Raw genomic sequence first — 21456 nt, 5'->3', positions numbered from 1 at the left:
GCCAGCAGCCACCCGCCGGCTGGGCCCCACCCGTGCAGAAGCCCAAGATGGGCACCGGCAAGAAGGTCGGCATCGGCTGCGGCGGCGCGCTCGGCCTCCTGCTCATCATCGGCATGATCGGTGCCGCTGTCGACGGAGACACCAACACGACCACCAGCAGCAAGCCGGCCGCAGCGAGCAGCCCGACCGCCACGGAGAAAGCCGCCCCCGCGCCGACGGTCACGGTCACCAAGACTGCCGCCCCCCCGGCCGTGAAGCCCTCCCCGACGCCCACCGCGAAGCCGCCGAAAGCCGCACCCGCCGCCGAAACCAGCGCCCCCACGAACGCATCCCTGCCCAATCTGGTCGGCATGGACCTCCAGGCCGCGCAGGACAGCGCGCAGGCCGCAGGCTTCTTCATCCTGGACGACCAGGACGCCTCCGGGCAGGGCCGACTCCAGGTCATGGACCGCAACTGGACCGTCTGCTCCCAACAGCCCACGGCCGGCGAGCACCCCGCCGACACCAAGGTCATCCTGTACGCGGTCAAGGACTTCGAGTCCTGCTGACAACCACCCGGCGGCGCCCCGCTCCTCAACGAGGAGCGGGGCGCCGCCGCGTTCCCAAGGCATAGCAGCCCAGACAAACCCCGCACCATCCCCACCCACAGTGGTCACCACCTGGGCGGGCAGCCTGGACATCCCCGCGCGCACCTGCCTGCCCGGGCAACCCCACTGGACACTGCTGCCGACGACTTCGTCGCCAGCAGCAGCACCCCGCACGCCCGGCAGTACCTGCGCACCACCCCACCCGACGCCATACCGCCCAGCATCCAGACCGACAGCCCGCCCGACCAGGGATCTCCAACGCCCACTGAGGGAGCGGTGGATCGTCGCCTCGCTGGCGTTCGTCGCTTCTTCGGCCTCGGGGCATCGGTACAGCGGATATCGGCGAGAACGATCATGACGCCGTTGCGGCGGACAGCTCTCGGTCGGCCGAGTGGGTGCCCACGGGTTACGGGCCGGGGTGGGGGGAGGCGGGTAGATGGCGAAGGAGGAACGTCGTCATGGCCGTCCAGGCGGTCTGTTGTGCTCCGGCGTTGGCGGCTGCGGTGCCGCCGGAGATGAGGTCCGCTGACCGGTCCACTGTCGTGGGGGTGACAGGGGGGCGAAGGAAGTGGCCCGCCCCTGGCAGGACGAGGAGGCTGTCCTCTCTCCCGCGGTCTCGGCGCCGGTCCAGCAGGGCCTGAGCCATCTGCGCGGCGGGCCACATCGCATCGGCGTCTCCGGCCACGGCCATCAGCGGTGCCGAGATGCGTTCCACCGGAATGACCGCTCGCGCCACGGCTGATGTGTCTCGCAGGCCGGCCGCGTAGGCACGTCGCAGGCCGAGCGCTTGGGAGGAGGCCGAGCGGCGGTGGAGCACCCGGGCGAGTGCGTGCCCCGCGATCTGCGGGAGCAGCAGTTCGCCGCGGACGGGCACGTACGGCATGGGCTGGCCTGCTTGGGACCAGGCGGAGGTCTTGGGCGGAGGTCCGCCCTCGCGGAGGGCCTGCCAGATGACGTGCGTGGGAGCGATCGCCACCACGGCGTCCACACGGATCCCGCAGTAGGCCAGAGCCGCCAGAGCTCCGCCGGTGCCGACCGAGTAGGCGACGACGCCGACACGTCGGCCGCGCGCCAGTTCGGCCACCTGCTGGGCGATCGACTCCAGTGGCACCTCGACCAGGGCGGAGGCACGGCCGGGATCCGACGCATATCCCAGCACCACGGTGTCGAAGCCGCACCGGGACGCGAGAAGAGCAGCGGTGGGCGTGACCGCCTCCACTCCGGTGGTCCCGGGGACCAGCACGACGATCGGGCGGGCTGCGGTGCCCTCGACCGGCGAGAACCGCACGGACCGCATGCCTGCGGTCGTGGCCTCACTGCGGACGACGCCCTGCGCGCACCATCGGCGCACGATCTCCTGGCGGACTGACTGCCCTGACGGTGTCCGGCAGCTGACGGACCAGGTCAGCGCCGTGTCCGGTGCGGTGAAAGCGATCGCAGGCCGCCCGGGGTCGAGGGACGGTCGCATGGACCACCAGGGGCCGGTCGCGTCCACGCCCTCATAGCCACCCGACACAGGTGCGGAAGTCGCGGCGTTGACCGTCCCGGTGGAGTCGGCGCGGTACCCCGTGACCGACTCCCACCGGATGCCGACGGCGTCGATGACCTCGACTCGCACGGTCACCTCCAGGCGCGCCGGAAGCCCCCGCACGATGAGTCTCGGCACCTCGTCGATGAGCACGCCGTCCGTGCTGAGCAGCAACTCCACCCGATCACCGTAGTCACGCAGGACGCGCTGTCCACGACCCAGGGCCGCCGCGTCACCCGACTGCCCGGAGAGCGCCCTCACGCGGGACAGCGGCTCGGCAGACCTCCGGAGCGCGTCCACCGTGCCGCACGGCGTGCGGGTCCGTGCGCGGCGACGGCGTGACAGAGCCCCGGCCGAGGTGACTGCGGGCCCGGTCGGGGCTCTGCGTGCGGTGGGGCTACGCCGGTCTCACAACTCGTCGTCGCGCCCGTCCCGCTCCTCGTCCAGCAGGTCCTCCTCGCGGCGGCGCTCACGCTCGCGCAATGTGGCGAGCGGGTGTCGCGACGCGCGAGGCGCACCCCATCACGGGTCTCCGGCCCGGGCGGCCCCCGAGGATGAGCGCGCCCGCCGTCCATGCTGTCAGGAGCCCCATGCTGGAGCGCGCACCGCGCAAGAACCGCACCGAGGTCACCTTCGTCCTGCCCGCCGACACCCCGCCCGGCCCTGTCAGCGTGGTCGGCGACGGCACACCCCCGCGGATGCGGGGGTGTGCCGGGGGCGGGGGTTCCGTCGCCGTTTGCGGGCCCGTCTTCCCCGCCGACGCGGGGGCCTGAGGCATCCATACCGGCTCCTCCGTAGCGAGGTGCCGCCGGGATGCACCAAGCGACCGGCCGGCTCGTGCAGGGGGCGGCCGGGGGCGGCACGGGTCGGGCGGGGGACGCGGGCCGGCGGCCTCCAGCGGCCTCCAGCGGGCGCGGCGGCGACCGGCCCGGGGGATCGTCGCGGCGTGGCCAGCGGCGGTGGGGAGAACGGGATGGTGACCAGCTCTTCGCGGACGAGCGCCGGCAGCGGCTCGAGGACTTGATGCGGCACGACGATCCCCGCCGCCGGGACGGGCCGGGGCGGCGGGGCGCTCTGGTGGTGCATACGGTGAGCATCGCGGCCGCCATCCGAGCGGTACCAGGAGCAGACGGTGGTGGAGGTCTCCTACCGCACCGGGCGGTTGGGCGTCGTCGGACACGGTGCGCGGGGCGTCAGGTCCGTGTACCTGGCCGGGCGCGTCAGGGCGCGGTCGGCTCCGTCCGGCGTTGGACAGGTGCATGTTGCGCGAAGGACACGTTTTGGTGCCTGCCGGGCTGTGAATCTGCCCCTCGCTTGCATGCCGGCACCCCTTTGCGGGTGGCTCAGGGGAGGGACTCCTTCGTGCCCCACCACCTCATCCGCACCAGACACACCGTCATCGCCCTGGCCGGTGCCCGGGCCATCCTGCTGACCGCGAACCTGCCCCAGCAGTGCAGCCGAGCACAGTTGAGGAGGCGGACTCCTACTACGCGGCGGCCGAGGGGAAGACCGGCCCCGCCCTCACGACTGCGTGCACACCATCATCCGCTCCCAGTCCAAGGTCACCTACGACCAGCTCTGGGACGCGTTGGAGACCACCGACCAGGACCCGGCCAACCCCGCCACGTCATCGAGCTCTACACACGCTCACGCGGCAGGGAACCCGCTGGTGGACACGGTGCGAACGCGTCCCCGGACGGTCACAAGAAGATTTGCGGAGCCAGCTGGTGCCCCCGCTGCGAACGAAGACCCGGACTCGGCCTCCGATCCTACCCAAACCCCACGACGCTCACACCGACGAATCCGCAGAAACCACCAGCTCCGCCAATCGGTTACCCGACGCCGTCGGCACGTGGTAGATAGCACATGGCAGATTCCTGCAAGACCATTCCGTCGCTGACACACCGCAGGGGGCTCCCGTAGCCGACTTCGACCGGTGCTGTCCCAAAGAGACACCGGAACTGGCGGGCAGGGACCGGCTGCGTGGGAGAACTGACGCTAGTACTGGGTGCCGACCCTGTCGGCTGGCTGCCAGGAGAGGCGAACGTGGGACAAATCGAGCAGGGGCTGGAGCGCTCGTTGCGCAACCGGCCCATTCCCTCAAGCACCGGGGCCCGCCTGCGTTTCCTGCTGGCAGCGCACCTTGGCTCCACGTGGAGGGTGGCTTCGGTGCTGGGGGTATCACAGCGCACCGTGCAGCGGTGAGGCCGTAGGTGGCCGTGGGGCCGGCGAGTGCCGACCCGGCGCGCAGCGCGGCGGAGGCCTCCGTGGAGGGGGCAGCGAGGATGGCCACGAGGGCGATGGTGGGGAGCCGGGGAAGCGCCGCATCGCTGTGCGCGGCACTGGGGGTGATCGGTGGGCTCCACGCGGCGAGTCCGAGAGAACCCGCCGCGTGACGCGTCGTTCGCGCCGGTGTTCCGGCTGTGACGGGCGGGCGGTGCTGGATCCCGAGCTGGTACGGCTGGCCCTACTGTCGCCTTGTTCGGCGTCCGATGTCAGGACTGGGTCGCGCCTGTAACCGTCAGCACAAGGATGAGCAGCGCCGCTCCCCAGACGAACCAGGGACGGTCGCCTACGCCTTTCCAGCCCGCCGCGAGTACGAGGCCGGCTACCCCTGCTGCGGGCAGCAGCAGCCACCACATGTTGAGGGGATGGTCGATGAAGTTGACGACCGAGAGGTAGCCGAAAAGGTAGAGGACACCTGCTACCGCGGCGTCCCGAGCCCAGACGGCTGGCCCGGGCACTTGGTCATTACTCTGCCGACTCACGATTTTCTCCCTTCTGCCTGAGCACTGCGGCTACTTCAGGTCGTCGAAGCATGCCTTCTTGATGGACTTGACGCCGAACAGGGTGGTGAAGCCGGAACCCAGAGCTGCGGCGGCGCCGCGCTTGCTGTTGACGCCGGAGAGAACGGCGAGGAGCTTCTTCACTCCGCCCGCCGCCCGGATGGCCTTGTAGCCGGCCGTGCCGGGGTGGAACGCCGCGGCGAGGGCACCGCCGCATTTCATGGAGTTCCAGGTGTCCGAGATCATGCCGCCGCCGAGCTCCTTCGTCTTGTCCCACCACTTAGGGTCCGCGACGACCGGGTAGACGGTGTCGGCGTCGGTTCGCACCGTCTGGACGAGGACGTCGCCTTCGAGGCGGTAGCTCGTGGGTAGGGCCTTGCCGTCGGCGTCCTCGGCCTACGGGCTGGAGAAGGTGCCGAGCAGCTCCCCGTCCTGGTCGCCTGCGACCACACCGCCGTCCTCCGCGACGCTCGCTTGAGCACCGTCGGGCAGGTGAAGGGAGAAGCGGTGCTCCGTGGGTGCCGTGGCGTCCTTGAGGGTGACCAGGGTGCTGACGCTGCCGTCCTGGCCGATCTGGGCGGACACGTTTACCGGGGCGGTCGGCTGGGCGTAGACGACTGTGCCGTGCGCGGAGGCTTGGGCGGTCGCGCCGGCCGACCCGGGCAGACCGATACCGAGCTGGACGCGTCCGCGTCGGTCGTGGTCAGCCGGCCGGACCCACGCTCCGGCAGCTCGACACGGGTACCGGCGGCATCAGCAACCAGTTCGCCGGCGCTGGCCCGAGGGACCATCAGGTGAGCGGTTCCGGTCGCACCCTCGACCACGGCGGCAGCCCGAGCGGACGACACCCGGCGATCGGCGGAGGGAGTCGGGGCGGCCGCTCCGACAGTCATGACTGCGACAACAACCGCTGCCGCAGAACGCAGCGCGGTACTCGATATGTGCATGAAAAAATCCCCAGCATGTTGCAGTGCGAACTCCTCAACGCGCGCACCCCACAAGGGCATATCCGATGGTCAGACGGATGTGCGGCGTACAGCACGGACATGATCGTGCCCACAGAAGCATGCGCTTGCAGACATAGTTGAAAATCAGACAGACCCTCACATGACGTGTAGCCAGTCAGTGAGTCCCTGCCCGTCTGCAACGTAGGCAGGCACGAGGCAACCACCGCCCGCCGGTACGACTCACGACACACCGACACCCGGACCGCCAGCCCCTCGTGCGACGGGCAGCGGTCTGCGTGCACCCACCAGGCAGTCGCACCGGTCGGTCGGCAGGAGTCTCACGGCATGGTCGGCGCGCCGCGCAGCAGCTCGGGCGCACCGGGATGCCGTAGTGGGCGGCCAGCGCGTCCAGGTCGCGCAGCGACCACGATGAACCGCCCGCCGCGGACTGCCTGCGGGACACCTGGCTCTGGGTCAGGCCCAGGCCGCGCCCGAGGTCGGCCTGCGTCTCACCGGCCGCGAACATCAAGGCGGCCACGGTGAGCCGTAACTGAGGCGCTGCTTCGCATCACCGGCCGCCGGGCGGGTCTGTCCGGCCGGTATCAATAGTCGAGATCCAGATAGTCGATGTCCTGGAGCTGCACGTCAGTCAGGCCCAGGGCGCGGGTGCCGCCGTCCTGGAGTACACGTCCTCGAACCCCTCGGCGAGGATGCCGCGCATCCGCTGGTCGCCGGCTCCGGCGTCTCGGGCGCCGAGCAGGCGGCGGGCGTACTCGGGGGGCAGGTGGACGGTCGGGCGGCGCATCCGTCCGTCGTCGGTGGTGCCGATCGGGGCGGTGTAGCCGAAGCGGGGCCCCCGGGTCTCGATCGTGATCCCGCCGGTGGTGGCGGCCTGGCGCCGGCGGCGCCGGCGGACACGGGGCTGCCAGCGCTGGCGTACCGCCTGCTCGATCCTGGCGGCGACGTCGGGGCGGGCGGTGCGCGCGCCGCGCCGCTAGCGGTTGACTGAGTCGGCGGTCACGCCGATCACCGCCGCTACCGCCTTGGCGCTGCCCAACATGCGGAGGAGGTAGCCGATCCGACCTTGAGGATGGGTGGCGGTTGGCGGGTGAAGCCCTCCCGGTCGGCGCGCTCGACGGCGTCCTCGATCTCTCCCACGGCTGACTCCTGACGGACCGGATGACGGCGGTCCTCGTAGGTGCGGCGGCGGGCGTCGGCGGCGCGGGTGAAGGGGGCGAGCAGCGCCAGGTTTTCGGCTTGCGCAGCCACGTCCCCGCGCCGGTCGTGCGGCCACCGAGGTACTCCTCGGGCATCGCGGCCTGCTAAGGCGTGTTTGAGATGTGGTCACAGTGCTTGCCGTCCCAGGGCGAGTTGGGCGGTGGCATGACCTCGTTGGACAGCGACTCCGACTGGCCTGCCGCAACTTCACCAGGAGCCGGGCGTCCTGCCAGGGCCCGCGTTCTGTCAGGCGACTGTCCCGCCCGCGTTGTGGATCAACTGCTGGAGCACCTTCAGCGTGGTGACGTAGTCGGCGTCGTCGATACCCTCGTGGAGGGCGGCGCGGATCGCGGGGGCGTTGCGCGCGAGGTCGACGCGGGCCTGTTCCCCCTTCTTGGTGAGCCACAGCCGGTCTTCGGTGTTCCGGGTCAGGACCCGGCGGAGGCCGCCCGCGGACCGTAGTAGGCGAGGACGCCGAAAGAGGAGAAGCCGATCGCTCCGCGCAGGTCGGTGGTCACCGCCAGGACGGCCACCACGGCGCCGACGAGCAGTTCGGCACGGTGCGGGACGCCGAACCGCGGGTGGACGGCGGCCAAGGCGTGCGGCGGGTGCCGGTCCCGGGCCATCGGCAGCCTGGTGCGGGAGGCTCCCAGGCTCGGTGCGAGCAGCGAGCCGAGCGCGGCCAGCGCGGCGCCGACGCGGACGAGGGGCACAGCCAGCCGGCGCCCGCGGCCCGTGCGGCGTCCGACAGCGGAGCGGCGGAGTCCGCAAGCCCCCGGGGCCGGGCACCGCCAGCACGGCGAGCGCGACCGCCGCTTACACCACCAGGGCGATGGCGAGCGCGATCGGGACGGCTCGGGGAATGGTACGGGCCGGGTCACGGACCTCCTCGCCGAGGGTCGCGATGCGGGCGTGTCCGGCGGAGGCGAAGAACAGCAGTCCCGCCGCCTGCATCACCCCGCCGGCGCCCGCGTCCGATCCGATGGCCCACTGCGCCGGATCGGCGCCGGGAGAGGTCAGGGCGGTGACCACCACGGCCGCGAGCACAGCCTGGGCGAGGGCGACGATCACCCGTGTCGGCAGGGCGGACTTCCGCACGCCGGTGCAGTCCAGCGCGGTCAGCGCCACCACCGTGGCCGCCGCAATGGCGCGGGGCTGCCCGGGCCAGGCACAGGAGCGACCGTGAGGGCCATCGCCGCGCAGGAGGCGGTCTCGCCGACGATGAACGCCCAGCCCGCCAGGTGACCCCAGAACGCGCCCAGCCGTTCCCGGCCGTAGACGTACGTAAGTCCCGTCGGAGCGCGGATACAGAGCGGCCAGCCTGGCCGGGGACGTCGCGTTGCAGTAGGCCACCGCGGCGGCCCGCGCCCGAGGCGCGGGGTGGAACCCGTGGACCGTCATTGGTATGGACATGCCAGTCAGCGCGGGTCTAGCCTGAACTTGGTCTAGACCACAGCGGACGTCTCGCCTCCGTGTCTCGTGCTGCCCCTTCCCCGTGGCTCCATGCGGCAGCGCGCACCCGACGAGCGGCTCCGCCCCCCACCCGGACACCAGGACCATGGGAGCACGCCATGCAGCGGAAACTCACCTCGTTACTCCTCGGACTCGGGCTGCTCGGCGGCGCGTTGGCGGCCACCGGCAGTGCCCAGGGCCACGGCTACACCGACTCCCCCGTCAGCAGGCAGCAGTTGTGCGGCAACGGAACGGTCCGCGGCTGCGGGCAGATCCAGTGGGAGCCGCCCAGCGTCGAGGGCCTCAAGGGCTTCCCCAACCGAGGGCCGGCCGACGGACGCATCTGCGCGGGCGGCAACGGGCGCTTCGCCGAGCTCGACGACCCGCGCGGCGGGTCCTGGCCGGCCACCACGCTCTCGCCCGGCAGCAACCACACCTTCGTCTGGCGGATCACCGCACGCCACGCCACCACCGACTTCCGCTACTACGTCACCCGGGACGGCTGGGATCCCACGAAGCCGCTGACCCGTGCCGACCTGGACCCCCAGCCCTTCCTGACGGTCCCCTTCGGCGGCCGGCTCCCGGGGGCCACCGTCAGCCACAGCGGCGTCCTGCCGCAGAAGAGCGGCCGCCACCTCATCCTCGGCGTCTGGACGATCGCCGACACCGGCAACGCCTTCTACGCCTGCTCCGACGTACGGTTCTGAGCCCGCTCCGCCGCCCGCCCCCCCGTACGCCCGTACCCGTCCTTGGACTCGCAGCAGGGAGACGTCCATGCCCCCACTCCGCACCCCGCGCCACACCACGCTGCGCGCCAGGGCCCGGCGCCGCCTGCGCGGCGCAGGGCCGGCCGCCGCGGTCACCCTCGCCCTGGCGCTCCTCGGCGCCGTGCCGGGCGCGCCGGCCGCATCCGCGGCGGCCGGCGGGGCCGCCGCGCCCGCCGCCGCCACCTGTCCGACCAAGCCGCGCCCCGCGGGCAAGGTCCTCCAGGGCTACTGGGAGAACTGGGACGGCGCCCGCAACGGCGTCCACCCCCCGTTCGGCTGGACCCCGGTCACCGACCCCCGTATCCGCGCCCACGGCTACAACGTGCTCGCCGCGGCCTTCCCGGTCATCCGCTCCGACGGCACCGTCCTGTGGGAGGACGGCATGGACGCCACGGTGCGGGTCCCCACCCCCGCCGAGGTGTGCCAGGCCAAGGAGGCGGGGCAGACCGTCCTGCTGTCCATCGGCGGCGCTACCGCCGGCATCGACCTCAGCTCCACGGCGGTCGCCGACCGGTTCGTGCAGACGGTCGTGCCGATCCTCAAGGCGAACAACTTCGACGGAATCGACATCGACATCGAGACGGGCCTGGTCGGCAGCGGCGACATCAAGCGACTCTCGCCGTCCCAGAGCAACCTGATCCGCATCATCGACGGCGTGCTGGCCGCCATGCCGCCGGGCTTCGGACTCACCATGGCCCCCGAGACGGCGTACGTCACCGGCGGCAGCGTGGTCTACGGATCGATCTGGGGCGCCTACCTGCCGGTGATCAAGAAGTACGCGGACAACGGCCGGCTGTGGTGGCTCAACATGCAGTACTACAACGGCAGCATGTACGGGTGCTCCGGTGACTCCTACCAGGCGGGCACGGTCCAGGGGTTCACCGCCCAGACCGACTGCCTGGAGCGGGGGCTGAGCGTGCAGGGGACCACGATCAAGGTGCCCCTGGACCGGCAGGTGCCGGGACTGCCCGCCCAACCCGGCGCCGGCGGCGGGCACATGGCGCCCGCCCAGGTGGCCCAGGCGTGGGATGCCTACGGGGGACGGCTGAAGGGTCTGATGACCTGGTCGCTCAACTGGGACGGCTCGCGCGGCTGGACCTTCGGCGACAACGTCAAGGCCCTCCAGCAGCGCTAGACGATCCCCGGGGCCGAGGCAGGAACACGCCTCGGCCCCGGGGCCTGCGTCGCGACGCGGCCGTCGCGGGCACGGCCTGCCTGCCAGAACACGGGGCCGCCTGGAGGGCGGTCCGCGGTCCCTGTGGAGCGGGCGACGAACGAGTCGACGGGTCGGTGGCGGACGGTTCGGCCGGTGCTGGTTCAGGAGTGGGGCGTGGGCCGGCGGGGCGGGGGGATCGCGCGGAGCAGGTCCCACAAGGGGGTGGAGCCGGCGGCCCATCGGGCGAGGAGGTGGCGGTCGACCAGGTGTAGGCGCTGGGAGTCGGCGAAGGCCACGGCGTTGGCGGTGATGCGGCCGTTGGTGACCAGGACGACGACATCGCCGCCGTGGACGGGGCGGCCGGTTCCGTTGAGAACGTGCAGGTCGGGGGTGCCGATCGCGGTGCCGTTCCAGCCGGCGGCGCGGTGCTTGCACTGGATGACCCACCGCCGGCCGTGCGGGTCGGTGGCCTTCACGTCCGCGCCGTCATCGCCGGCCCCACCGACCTGGACGGCGTCCGCGCAGCCGTCGCGGCGCATCAGGTCGCGCACCGCGTACTCGAAGTCCCGGTGGTGCAGCGCGTCGAGCTGCGGCAGCGCGTAGCGCAGCCCAGCAGCCTGGACGCGCTGCCACCGCTCCCGCTCCCGCCGCCGCCATCCCCACACCGCGCCCGCTCCCATCGCGGCGGCGACGAGGAGCGCGGGAACCGCGGGGTGGGCGATGAGCCAGCGCGCCACGGCGGCCAGCACGCTCCACACCACAGCGACCGCCATCACCGCGACGAGCAGACGCTCCCGGCCCCACGTGCCGCGGGTGGAGCGCCGCGGCGTCATGCGCCCGCGGCGCGCATACGCCGGCCGCTGCCCGGGGCGGCCGCGTGAAGATCGGGCGGGTGCCATGCGGCGGCGGGGCGGTCGCGGGTGGCGGCGCGGCACCGGACCGCGGCGGCGGGCCGGCGGGCGGGGGCTCACCGCTGCCCCCGGGCCGGAAAGCGGATCGGGTAGGAGACCGTGGTCGTCGGTTGGGGAACGGGCTTGTCCCAGCCGGGCCACCGGATCGGATACACGCTCGTCGGCTTCGGGCCGGGCGCCCGGCGCACGGCCGCCTTTCCGTCGGCCGGCTTGCCGCCCGCGCCGGCCGGCGCCGTGCCGGCGCCGTGCGCGACCACGAGCGCCACCACGATGCCCGCTACCAGCAACTGCCCGCTCGACCCGGCGGCGTTGCGCCAGTGCCCCCGCACCCGCGTCCCGTCCGCCCGGAAGTACTCCCTGACACCAGGCACTGCCCTACCCCCTCCTCGCATGGCGACCAGCCTCGTCCCGCACGTCACCCGCGCCGAAGTGACGACCGCGCGCCCGCTGAAGCAGCCCCGACCGCAGCACGGTGCTGCCGGCCGATACAGGACTTCGCACCGTTGTAGCGACCCCAGCGCAGTCGTCAGGACCCGAACTGTGTCGGTTGGCCGGATGCGGACATCGTTTGGCGAAGACGAGACAGATTGCCGTAATGCCGGCTCTGCCCCGCTCCACCGACGGACCGCACGAGAACCCGTGCAGCCCACGAGCAGGGAAACCTGACTCACCCCTGGGACGCGAGCTGACAACGCGATGAGCGCGGCAGGGCCCCGGCCCTGCCGCGCGGGAGCTGCTGGAAGGCCGTGGTGGCGGCGGGGCGGAGCAGCGGGCCAGGCGGTGGGACGCGAAGATCTGCGGCAAAGCCTGCTGGACGTCCGGCGGCCCCACGGCGGCGCGCAAACCGGGTCGAAGCCCTTCACCTCGCGCGGCAGCGGTTGTTCGAGGTCCATCGCCCTGGGCTGCCCGACGGCATCCCACGCCAGGCAACCGACCCTGAAGAGTCTGTCGGTCAGAAGTTCGCACTGCTGACTAGCGCGCGGAAGGCCGCCCGGAAGGCCGCCCGGCAAGCCGGGCGGCGCGGTCCGTCCGCCCTCGGAGCCCGTCAACGTGCTTGCCCGCCGGCTCCGGCCAGGTCCGCGAGCGAGGCCGTGAACGCTTTGACCAGCTGGCCCGCGTCTTCGGAGGCGAGCAGCGACGTACGGTACTCCAGCCGTCCCGACAGCCGCCCCGGGCCGTACAGCAGCGACATCGTGACGTCGAACTTGGCCCGGTCGGGGGTGACCGGCACGCTTCGGTTGACCATCCCCTCGAAGCGGACGGCCGGCTCGTCGTCCATGCTCAGGTACAGCCGTGGGAAGTCGACGGGCAGTCGCGCTCTTTCCCGCAGACCCTTGACGAGCCGGGGAAAGGGGAGGTGTTCCTGCGCGGCGACGGCCTGGTCGAAGGCGTCGCGGGTGCGGTCGAGCACCGCGGGGCCTTCGGGGACGCGCCCGCAGTCGAGCAGTACGGTGTTGGTGAAGCACCCGACGATGCCCTCGGACTCAGGTATGCGGCGGCCCGAGACAGCGACGGCAAGCAGCGGCCGCTGCACGCCGAGGACCGCGGCCAGCGCACGCCGGTAGGCGGCGCAGACCACGATGAAGGGAGTGTGGCCGGCCGTCGCGGCGGCGCTCTCGACTCGGTGTGCGAGCGCGTCGGGAACGGTGAGCTCGACGGCCTCGGCGTGCCCGCCGGCGGACCACTCGGCCGGTTCCGCCGTCTGTGCCGCGCGGACGGCCGGTAGCAGGTCCGCCACCGCGCGGGTCAGCGCCAGGTCGGTGGCGGGGTCCGCAGCGGATTCGTTCCGCCAGGCGTTGAGGTCGCAGAGGGTGATTCGGCCGACGGCCGGTACGGCTGCGGGGTCGTTGTGGAACCGCTCCAGGTCGTGCAGGAGCAACCGCAGCCCCCACCCGTCCATGACGAGGTGGTGCCAGGCCAGCAGCAGCATCGACGGACCGTCCGGCACCCGGAAGAGAACGCAGCGCAGCAGCGGGCCCTGGCCCAGGGGGATGGGTCGGGCGGCCTCTGCTCGTACCAGCGCGAGGAGTTGAGAGCGCGTGCGGCCGGGCGGGACGGCTCGCAGGGTGAGGCCGATCCGGTGCGCGCCCAGGCTCAGGACGGGTTCGCCGTCCCGGGATTCGACGGCGGCGCCGACTGCCGGGTGGCACAGCGCCGCCTTGCGGACGGCGTCAGCCAGTCTGCGGGTGTCCACGTCACCGCCGAGTTCGAGGCAGTACGTCTCCAGGTAGAGCAGCGGGTCCGGGTCGAGCTGGTCGTGCATCCAGATGGCCCGCTGATCGGCGCTCAGGGGAGCGGACGTACGGCCCGCACCGGGCGGGACGGGCCGGTTCTCGTGGGGCGGTGCGGCGGCCACGACGGCGGCCAGCTCTCCGGCGGACGCCGCACCCAGGACATCCGCGACCGACACCGACCGGCCGGTCAGCTCGCGCAGTCGCGCGGCGGCGCGCGCGGCGCCCAGCGAGGTGCCGCCCAGTTCGGCGAAGCCGCGCCCGTCAGGCACCGGGATGCCGAGGACGTCCTGCCAGGAAGCGGCCACGGCGCCCAGCGGGGAGTCGTCGTGCGGCAGCGGCTCCCCGGCGCCGGTCGCACTCCCGGGCGGCATCGGCGCCGCCGTCAGCGCCCTGCGGTCGAGCTTGCCGTTGGGCGTGAGGGGGAACACCTCCCGTACGGCGATCACCGAGGGGACCATGTAGTCGGGCAGGGCGCGAGCGGCGAACGTCCGCAGGGCGGCGGGGCTCACGACCTGGCCGGCCGCCGGGATGACGTGGCCGACGAGCCGGGCGTCACCAGGAGAGTCCTCGCGGACCGTGACCGCTGCTCGGGCCACGCCGCCGTGAGCCGACAGTGCGTCTTCGATCTCGGCGAGTTCGACGCGAAACCCGCGCACCTTGACCTGGAAGTCGACCCGTGACAGGTATTCCAGGCTGCCGTCCGCGCCCTGTCGGACCAGGTCTCCCGTCCGGTACATCCGAGTCCCGCGCGGTCCGGACGGATCGGCGACGAAGCGTTCGGCGGTCAGGTCCGGGCGGTTCAGGTAGCCCCGCGCCAGCCCGTCACCGGCGAGGTACAACTCCGCGGCCACCCCGGGCGGCACGGGACGCAGCTCTTCGTCGAGGACATGGACCCGGGTGCGGCGGATCGGCCGGCCGATCGACGCCGGTCGGGCGCTGCCGTCCACCTCCTGTGCCGTCGACCAGATCGTCGTCTCGGTCGGACCGTAGAGATTGGTCACTCCGCTGCCCAGGGCGCGCAGCCGCTCGCCCAGTGCGGCGGGCAGCGCCTCGCCGCCGACCAGCATGCGCAGGCCCCGCACGGCGTTGGGGTGCTCGGAGACGAGGGCCTGCCAGAGCGAAGGCGTCGCTTGCAGGGTCGTGGCGCCCGACCGGTCGACCAGGCGGGACAGCAGCAGCGGATCGCGCACCACGTCCGCGGGCGCCATCACCACCGACGCCCCTGAAGCGAGGGGCAGACAGATCTCGAGTGCCGCGATGTCGAACGCGATGGTGGTCACCGCCACCAGCCGGTCGGTCGGTGTCAGGGCGAAGCGCTCCCGCATCGCGATCAGGAAGTTCAGCAGGGATCCGCGGGTGACGACGACGCCCTTGGGGCGGCCCGTCGACCCCGAGGTGTAGATCACGTACGCGGGGTGCCACGGCAGTACCGGCCGGTCCGGCACGAAGGGCCCGACGTCGGCGCCTGACACGTCCTGACCGGACAAGAGCAGCCGGGGGATGCCGTCCGTGGGTTCCCCGGCCGCCGGTTCGGCCGTGGTCAGCAGCAGCGCGGGCGCGGCGTCGGCCAGGACGTGGGCGATCCGGTCCGCCGGGTAGTCCGGATCGAGCGGTACGTACGCAGCGCCGCACCGGAGGACCGCAAGGAGCGCCACCACCAGTTCCGCCGAGCGCGGCAGCATCAGCGCCACCAGGTCCTCCGGGCCGACGCCGCGTGCCGCGAGGTTCCGGGCGAGGGCGTTCACGCGGGCGTCCAGCTGCGCGTACGTCAACCGGGTGTCCCCGGCCAGGACGGCGACGGCGTCCGGGTTGCGTGCCGCCCGCGCCTCGAACAGCGCGGCCGGGCCGTCTGCGCTCGGCGTGCCTCCGGTCGTCCCGCCGCCGGGCGCCGCGTGGGGCCGGCCCGGCCGCATGTCCGTCCAGTGGGCGGTGACGTATTCCAGGCACTCCTGGCGGTCGGCTGGACCGTGGACCACGTCCCAGCCGTCCGGGACCGTGGCGAAGGCGGGCCACAGCGAGTGCTGGCGCGCGTCGTTGGCCAGGACGAGATGCCGGAGGTCCGCGTCCTCGAAGGGGTTGGTCACGATGGGTCTCCGTGGTCGCTGTGCCGCCGTGCGGTGCGCTCGTCCGGCGGCTCGACCGGTCGGGCTGCCTGGTCGCCCGCGTCGGCGGGGTGGGCCGCTCTTCTGTTCCTGGCTCGGCCGGCTGCGAGGTGGCCGACGCCCGTCAGCGCACCGAGCGCCAGGCAGCCCAGCCACAGCAAGCTGCCACCGTGCTGGAGGACGTATCCGCCGAGCGAGGGGCCGACCAGTCCGGCCATGTTGTACGAGACGGTGAAGAAGCCCTGGTAGCGGCCGCGCATGTGGTCCGGGGACAGCTTCGCGGCGAGCGCCGGGCCCGTCGAGGCGTTGAGCATCTCCCCGGCCGTCCAGATGAGCACGGAGACGATGAAGAAGAGCAGCGACTGCCCGACGGCGAGGACGGCGAAGCCGCCTCCCATGAGGACGGCGGCCAGGGCCAGGATCCGTTCCGGCCGCCGGCCGTGGACGATGCGGGGCACGAAGAGCTGGCCGGTGACGATGACGACGCCGTTCAGCGCGATGAGCCATCCGTAGGTGGCGGGCGGCAGACCGGCGTCCTGGACGGCGAGCGGCAGGGTCGACATGTGCTGCATGAAGACGACGGAGAACAGCACTGCCAGACCGACCAGGGTCAGGAAGGGCGTGTCACGCAGGACGGCGGCGACCCCGTCGTCTCGTTTCCCACGTGTCGTCGCGTGGCCCGCCGGAGCGGTCCGTACGGGCGGGCGGGGTTCGGGGACGCGGAAGAAGACCAGCAGCGCCCCGAGCAGTGTCGTCGCCGCGTCGAGCAGGAACAGCAGCGTGTAGTCGACCTCGATGACGAACCCGGCCAGGGCGCCCGCCGTCGCGAAGCCGAGGTTCACGGCCCAGAACTGGAGTGAGAAGGCCCGCGCGCGGTGCTCCTCGTCGGTGACGTCGACCATCAGGGCGCTCGCCGCGGGCCGCACCATGTTGCTCGCGAGGCCGACGGCGACGGCCAGCAGCAGGATGCTCGTCCGTTCCCGGGCGAAAGCGAGGAGCGTCATGAGGACGGCGGTGGCCAGGTTTCCGGCGAGCAGGGTGCGTCGGCGCCCGAGGAAGTCGGCGACGAAGCCGCCCAGGAGCGTGCCGAACATGCCTCCGCCGCCGAACGCGAGGCCCACCACCAGGCCCGCGAAGGAGGCGGAGAACCCGCGCTCCTTCGTCAGGTACATCGCCATGAAAAGGATGACGAAGGAGCCGAGTTGGTTGATCAGGATGCTCGCCCACAGGTACCAGAAGACCTTGGGCAGTCCCCTGGTGGCGTGGGCGAGGCGGCCGCGCGGCGTCGTCATGCGCGGGCCGCCGGTGCCGGGACGACCGCCGGTGTCGTGGCGACCGCGCAGGCCACCGCGTCCGCGAAGCCCGTGCCGAAGACGCTCGCGTCCGCGACGAGCCGGATGCCGGCGCCTCGGCTGTCCGCCCGTTCGGTGCCGTAGATCCGCAGCGCGCCGTGCAGCCGGTAGGCGCCCATGGGCGGCACGTCGAGCGGCGTTCCCGGGGTGCCGTCCACCCGGGGGGTGGCCTGTGCGGCCAGGTAGTTGAAGAGCGCGTAGGGCGGCAGCGGTTCACTGGGCACGTAGCGGGCCCCGTACAGCTCGGGCTGAAGGCGCCGGACGACTTCCGCGTGGTGGACGGGGTGCCCGCGCATCGAGCGGAAGATCGCGCTGCTCACCTCCGGCAGGAGCTGCCCGGCGTCATGGCTCACGGGGAAGCCCGCGACCTGCCAGTTGGACAGGAACCCGGCCATGGCGAGTTTCTCGGGCCCGGAGCGGCGCGAGCTCTGAAGGAGGAGGGTGAACGGGTCTTCGCCGGCGGGGAGGTCCAGGATGCGCGCGATGGCCGCTGCGACCGAGGCGAGCACCATGGCGGAACGGGTGAGCGGAGCGCGAGTGCAGTCGGCCGAGGTCTCGAAGTCGACCTCGCAGTGGGCCGTCTCCGGACTGACCGGTGCGCCGGGGGTGCGCGACAGGCTGGGGTGCAGCGGAGGGTAGGCGGCCCCTCCCGCGGTGCGCCGCCAGTACGCGAGGGCCTTGTCCCCGGCGGGCGCGCCGGCGGCCCGCAGTTCCTCGCGGTAGAAGTCGTCGGCGGGTGTAGGAGCCGGTTCGGTGAACGCTCCGCCGCTGAGCCGGGTGAAGAGATCCGTCACGACGCGGGCGTGGCTGTGGCCGTCGATGACCAGGTGGTCGATGCTGAGACCGATCAGCGTCTCGTCGCGACCGGGGCTGACGACGAGACGTGCCAGGGGGCCTTCGATGAGGGTGACGGGTGCGCACAGTTCGGCGAAGAAGCGTTCCCGAGGGGTCTCCACGAAGGTCTGAGCGGCGATCTCGTCCGCGGGGCGCCGTCGGCATGCGAACGTGCCGCTGCCCGTCTCCTCGAACATCGAGCGCAGTGTCTCGTACCGCGCCACCAGCGCCTCCCACGCGGCCCTGGCCCGTCGGGCGGTGATCGGGCGCGCGAAGGTCCAGGCGAAGGTGGGCTGGTCCTGGGTGGGCTGCCCGCCGGCCCAGAGGGTGAGCCGTTCTCGTTGGGCCTGCGACACGGGCGGGTTGGTGGGGTCAGTAGTCACCTGACGGGTCCTCACATATGCGGCTCAGCGCTTCCAGGAAGTGGGCGGCGAGGCGTTCGCCGAAGGCGGGGTCGGTCTTCGCGGCGTCCGACCTGACGGTGAGCTCCCAGTCCTCGCCCATCGGCTGCCGGCCGATCTCCACCACGAGGGGGAAGCTCGTCCGGTCGCAGAACCACCACTCGCCGACCCGCAGGGTGCGCAGCCCGTCCAGGTCGTCGAAGGCCCGGAAGTCGGTGTAGTTGAACAGCACGGAGAACGGGGCGGCGCCCACCATGGCCTGGATGTCGGACAGCGGGAAACGGCGGAAGGGCTGCAATGCCTGCTCACCGGCGAACAGCTGCCGGGTCAGTCCCGCCCAGGTGCCGCCCCGCGCGTCCGCCCGCAGCGGCACGCTGTGGAGGAAGAGCCCCAGTGCGCGGTCGGCGTGGGCCGCCTCCGGGCGCCCGCCCGCGACGATGCCCGTGGTGATGTCGACGGCGCCGGTGGCCGCTCTCAGCGCCCACACGTGGGCGGCGAGGAAGAGGGACTTCTTGGGCAGGCCCCACCGGTCGGCGCAAGCCCTCACCGCATCGACCACCGCGGCCGGGACTTCCCTGCGGACATCCGGGTCGAGCGGGGAGGCCGCCCCGGCGCCGGTGGGCTCGGGCAGCGGGAGGGGCGCCGCCCCGGCCAGCGCCTGCGCCCAGTACCGCTGGGCCTCGACCGACCCGCTCTGCGCGCGCTCCAGTTCCACATAGGCGCGGTAGGGCAACGCGGGCCGCACGTCCGCGGCGGCGGCGCCCTGCGTCTCCCGCTCGTACTCGTCGATCAGCTCGGTGACGAGGAGGGAGAAGCTCCAGCCGTCCAGGATGCTGTGGTGCGCCGAGACCGACAGCTGGAAGTGGCCGTCGCCGTGGTCGTGGACGTGGCAGCGCCACAGCGGCGCCTGCTCGAAGTCGAACGGTCGCTGCCACTCCTGCCGCCACCACTCCTTGACCCGCTCGCCGGGGGTCGCCGCCGGCGGGAGGTGGTCGTGAAGGCGCAGTGGCACGGTGACGTCTTCGTGCACCAGTTGCAACGGCTCGGAGTAGGAGCCGAGATCGAACGAGGTGCGCAGGATGTCGTGGCGGGACGCCAGGGAGCCGAGGGTTCGGCGTAGGGCTGCGGGGTCGAGCGGTCCCTCGATCCGTACGCTCACCAGGTCGTGGTAGACCGTCGGATCGCCGCTGAACTGCGACTCGAAGACCATGCCGAGCTGGAGGGCCGTCAGCGGGTAGGCGTCGCGCACCCCGGTGGGCAGTCGTCCGCGGTCCTGGGCGTGGAGCAGCTCGTGGCGTGCGGGCGGCTGCTCGGGCGTCCCGGGCGCGGTGGAAGCGGCGCAGTGCGGGGCGAGCTCCGCGAGGCTCGGGTACCGGAACAGCTGTTCCACCGTGAAGGCGACCCCGGCTTCCCGCGCCATGCCGACCGTCCTGATGGCGGTGATGGAGTCGCCGCCGAGCGCGAAGAAGTTGTCTTCCGGTTCCACGGCGTCCCGGCCGAGGGCTCGGGCCCAGACGTCGTGGAGTACGTGCGCGGTGGGCCTCGACGGCGCGGGTGATCCGGGGTTCTCGGCGGTGCGGTCCCGTACGGCCGTGCGGGGCGCCGGCTCCGGCAGTGCCGCACGGTCGAGCTTCCCGTTGGGGGTGAGCGGAAAGGAGTCGACAAGGACGAGGACCGGGGGCACCAGGTGGGCCGGCAGCCGCTCCGCCAGGCCGTCCCGCAGTGCTCCGGCCCCCGTCGCGGCGCCGGGTGCGGGAACCGCGTACCCGACCAGCATCGGCTCGCCCAGAGCGTCCTGCCGGAGGATCACCGCGGCTTCCCTCACCGCCGGCAGGCCGGACAGCGCCGCCTCGACCTCGCCGAGTTCGATCCTGAAACCCCGCAGTTGCACCTGGTCGTCGGCGCGTCCGCGGAATTCGAGCTCCCCGTCCGGAAGGCGTACCGCCAGATCCCCCGTGCGGTACAGCCGCTCCCCCGGCTTGCCGAAGGGGTCGGGTATGAAGCTTCGGGCCGTCAGCTCGGGCCGGTTGAGGTAGCCCGCGGTGACGCCCGCGCCGCCCACGTACATCTCGCCCTGCTCTCCCGGGGCCACCGGCCTCATGCCGGCGTCGAGGAGGTGGACTCGCAGGTCTCGCAGCGGACGGCCGATGGGGCTGCCTGGCGCGTCGCAGTCGGCGGCGGTCACCGTGCGCAGGGTGACGTGCACGGTGGTCTCGGTGATGCCGTACATGTTGACCAGGCGCGGCCGCTTGTCCCCGTAGTGCGCGATCCAGGGCCGCAGGGTCGCCGGCTCCAGCACCTCGCCTCCGAAGACGACCAGCCGCAGCGCGGTCTCGGGGAAGCCCTCCGCCTCGGCCGCGCGAAGGAGTTGGCGGAAGGCCGTGGGGGTCTGGCTGAGCACGGTGACACGCTCGGCGGAGAGCAGCCGCAGGAACGTTTCCGGGGAGCGGCTGGTGGAGTACGGGACGACCACCAGACGGCCTCCGTGGAGCAGCGCCCCCCACACCTCCCAGACGGAGAAGTCGAACGCGGCGGAGTGGAAGAGGGTCCAGACGTCGTCGGAGGCCTCCGGGTCGATGCCCAGCTCGTCCTGGCAGGCGGTGAAGAGCCGGACGGCGTTGGCGTGGGTGACGACCACGCCCTTGGGCGTCCCGGTGGATCCTGAGGTGTGTATGACGTAGGCCGGCTGACCTGCTTCGACGCCGCTTGCCGGGTTGGCGTCTTCGCTGCCCGGGCCGGCCTCCGCGGCGCCTTCCACAGACAGGTAGGCGACACCGTCGCCGGCGAAGGCCGCCCGGTGTCGTTCCTGGCCGAGCACGACACGGCAGCGGGTGTCAGCGAGGGTGAAGCGGGTGCGTTCGGCCGGGTAGGCGGGGTCCAGCGGCACATAGGCGGCACCCGACTTGAGGACCGCGATCAGTGCCACGACCAGGTCGGCCGACCGGTCGCTGCACACCCCGACGAAGGAGCCGGGGCCGGCGCCCAGACGGCGGAGCCGATGCGCGAGGCGGTTGGCCGCCCGGTTGAGTTCCGCGTAGGTGTGGGTGCGGGGTCCGTCGGTCAGCGCGACCCGGGCGCCCCCTTCGGCGGCCCGCCGCTCGAAGAGCTCGTGCAGGACCGGCAGGGCCGTCCGGCCGAGCTCCTGGGGTTGTGGCATGGCACCTTTCCTGTCCTGCATGAC

14 protein-coding genes and 3 pseudogenes are annotated in these 21456 nt (G+C 72.5%); 4 read left to right on the top strand and 13 right to left on the bottom strand.

Going from position 1 to position 21456, the window contains the following annotated elements:
- Positions 1–548 (top strand): hypothetical protein (locus C6N75_RS18015; RefSeq protein WP_219852886.1); only part of this gene is annotated, 548 nt, incomplete at its 5' end.
- A 445-nt stretch (positions 549–993) separates the two neighbouring features.
- Here C6N75_RS18015 and C6N75_RS18010 read toward each other — a convergent pair.
- On the bottom strand, positions 994–2295 hold the full coding sequence (locus C6N75_RS18010) for an acyl-CoA thioesterase/bile acid-CoA:amino acid N-acyltransferase family protein (RefSeq protein WP_146132601.1): 1302 nt from the start codon (positions 2293–2295) through the stop codon (positions 994–996).
- 410 nt (positions 2296–2705) lie between these two features.
- Here C6N75_RS18010 and C6N75_RS18005 point away from each other — a divergent pair, with 410 nt between their 5' ends.
- Positions 2706–2888 (top strand): hypothetical protein, encoded by a 183-nt coding sequence (locus C6N75_RS18005; RefSeq protein WP_105869926.1) that lies wholly within the window; start codon positions 2706–2708, stop codon positions 2886–2888.
- 1722 nt (positions 2889–4610) lie between these two features.
- Here the strand turns inward: C6N75_RS18005 and C6N75_RS18000 are convergent.
- The 6 genes and pseudogenes from C6N75_RS18000 to C6N75_RS17970 form a co-directional block, all read right to left on the bottom strand.
- Positions 4611–4883, bottom strand: coding sequence for a DUF4175 domain-containing protein (locus C6N75_RS18000; protein WP_146132600.1), 273 nt, complete (start codon positions 4881–4883; stop codon positions 4611–4613).
- Positions 4884–4913: 30 nt separating this feature from the next.
- On the bottom strand, positions 4914–5228 hold the full coding sequence (locus C6N75_RS17995) for a hypothetical protein (RefSeq protein ID WP_105869924.1): 315 nt from the start codon (positions 5226–5228) through the stop codon (positions 4914–4916).
- A gap of 69 nt (positions 5229–5297) precedes the next feature.
- Positions 5298–5486, bottom strand: coding sequence for a hypothetical protein (locus tag C6N75_RS17990; RefSeq protein WP_105869923.1), 189 nt, complete (start codon positions 5484–5486; stop codon positions 5298–5300).
- 964 nt (positions 5487–6450) lie between these two features.
- Positions 6451–7006: pseudogene (tpg, locus tag C6N75_RS17980) on the bottom strand (telomere-protecting terminal protein Tpg).
- A gap of 306 nt (positions 7007–7312) precedes the next feature.
- Positions 7313–7498: pseudogene (locus C6N75_RS31655) on the bottom strand (MarR family transcriptional regulator); the annotation flags it as partial.
- A gap of 5 nt (positions 7499–7503) precedes the next feature.
- Positions 7504–8488, bottom strand: a pseudogene (locus C6N75_RS17970) (APC family permease); the annotation flags it as partial.
- A gap of 149 nt (positions 8489–8637) precedes the next feature.
- Here C6N75_RS17970 and C6N75_RS17965 point away from each other — a divergent pair.
- Positions 8638–9225: a lytic polysaccharide monooxygenase auxiliary activity family 9 protein gene (locus C6N75_RS17965; RefSeq protein ID WP_105869922.1), complete on the top strand. Its 588-nt coding sequence runs from the start codon at positions 8638–8640 to the stop codon at positions 9223–9225.
- Between the two features lie 67 nt (positions 9226–9292).
- On the top strand, positions 9293–10420 hold the full coding sequence (locus tag C6N75_RS17960) for a chitinase (RefSeq protein WP_105869921.1): 1128 nt from the start codon (positions 9293–9295) through the stop codon (positions 10418–10420).
- Between the two features lie 182 nt (positions 10421–10602).
- On the opposite strand, the gene C6N75_RS17955 is transcribed toward C6N75_RS17960, so the two are convergent.
- From C6N75_RS17955 to C6N75_RS17930, 6 genes are all read right to left on the bottom strand, one after another.
- Complete coding sequence (locus C6N75_RS17955; protein WP_105869920.1) at positions 10603–11274, bottom strand: restriction endonuclease; 672 nt, start codon at positions 11272–11274, stop codon at positions 10603–10605.
- A gap of 134 nt (positions 11275–11408) precedes the next feature.
- Entirely contained in the window at positions 11409–11723 is a 315-nt protein-coding gene (locus C6N75_RS17950; protein WP_105869919.1) for a hypothetical protein, read from the bottom strand.
- A 674-nt stretch (positions 11724–12397) separates the two neighbouring features.
- Positions 12398–15670, bottom strand: coding sequence for a non-ribosomal peptide synthetase (locus tag C6N75_RS17945; RefSeq protein ID WP_181160522.1), 3273 nt, complete (start codon positions 15668–15670; stop codon positions 12398–12400).
- Positions 15667–16980 carry an MDR family MFS transporter gene (locus tag C6N75_RS17940; protein WP_105869917.1) on the bottom strand — a complete coding sequence of 438 codons (1314 nt, stop codon included), beginning with the start codon at positions 16978–16980 and terminating at the stop codon, positions 15667–15669. Before C6N75_RS17940 ends, C6N75_RS17945 begins: the two co-directional genes overlap by 4 nt.
- Positions 16977–18257, bottom strand: a complete 1281-nt coding sequence (locus C6N75_RS17935; RefSeq protein ID WP_181160521.1) for a condensation domain-containing protein — start codon at positions 18255–18257, stop codon at positions 16977–16979. The genes C6N75_RS17940 and C6N75_RS17935 overlap by 4 nt, the downstream gene beginning before the upstream one ends.
- Complete coding sequence (locus tag C6N75_RS17930; protein ID WP_181160520.1) at positions 18247–21432, bottom strand: non-ribosomal peptide synthetase; 3186 nt, start codon at positions 21430–21432, stop codon at positions 18247–18249. Before C6N75_RS17930 ends, C6N75_RS17935 begins: the two co-directional genes overlap by 11 nt.
- Positions 21433–21456: the final 24 nt, after the last annotated feature.

This window comes from Streptomyces solincola (assembly GCF_002982015.1).
GTDB lineage: Bacteria > Actinomycetota > Actinomycetes > Streptomycetales > Streptomycetaceae > Streptomyces > Streptomyces solincola.
The sequence above is the reverse complement of the archived record's forward strand: the minus strand, read 5'-3'. Positions and strand labels throughout refer to the sequence as shown.

Excerpts from the sequence above, each read along its gene's own strand:
- C6N75_RS17955 (WP_105869920.1), bottom strand. The coding sequence starts at position 11,274 with ATGACGCCGCGGCGCTCCACCCGCGGCACGTGGGGCCGGGAGCGTCTG.
- C6N75_RS17940 (WP_105869917.1), bottom strand. The coding sequence starts at position 16,980 with ATGACGACGCCGCGCGGCCGCCTCGCCCACGCCACCAGGGGACTGCCC.
- C6N75_RS17965 (WP_105869922.1), top strand. The coding sequence starts at position 8,638 with ATGCAGCGGAAACTCACCTCGTTACTCCTCGGACTCGGGCTGCTCGGC.
- C6N75_RS18005 (WP_105869926.1), top strand. The coding sequence starts at position 2,706 with ATGCTGGAGCGCGCACCGCGCAAGAACCGCACCGAGGTCACCTTCGTC.
- C6N75_RS17960 (WP_105869921.1), top strand. The coding sequence starts at position 9,293 with ATGCCCCCACTCCGCACCCCGCGCCACACCACGCTGCGCGCCAGGGCC.
- C6N75_RS17930 (WP_181160520.1), bottom strand. The coding sequence starts at position 21,432 with ATGCCACAACCCCAGGAGCTCGGCCGGACGGCCCTGCCGGTCCTGCAC.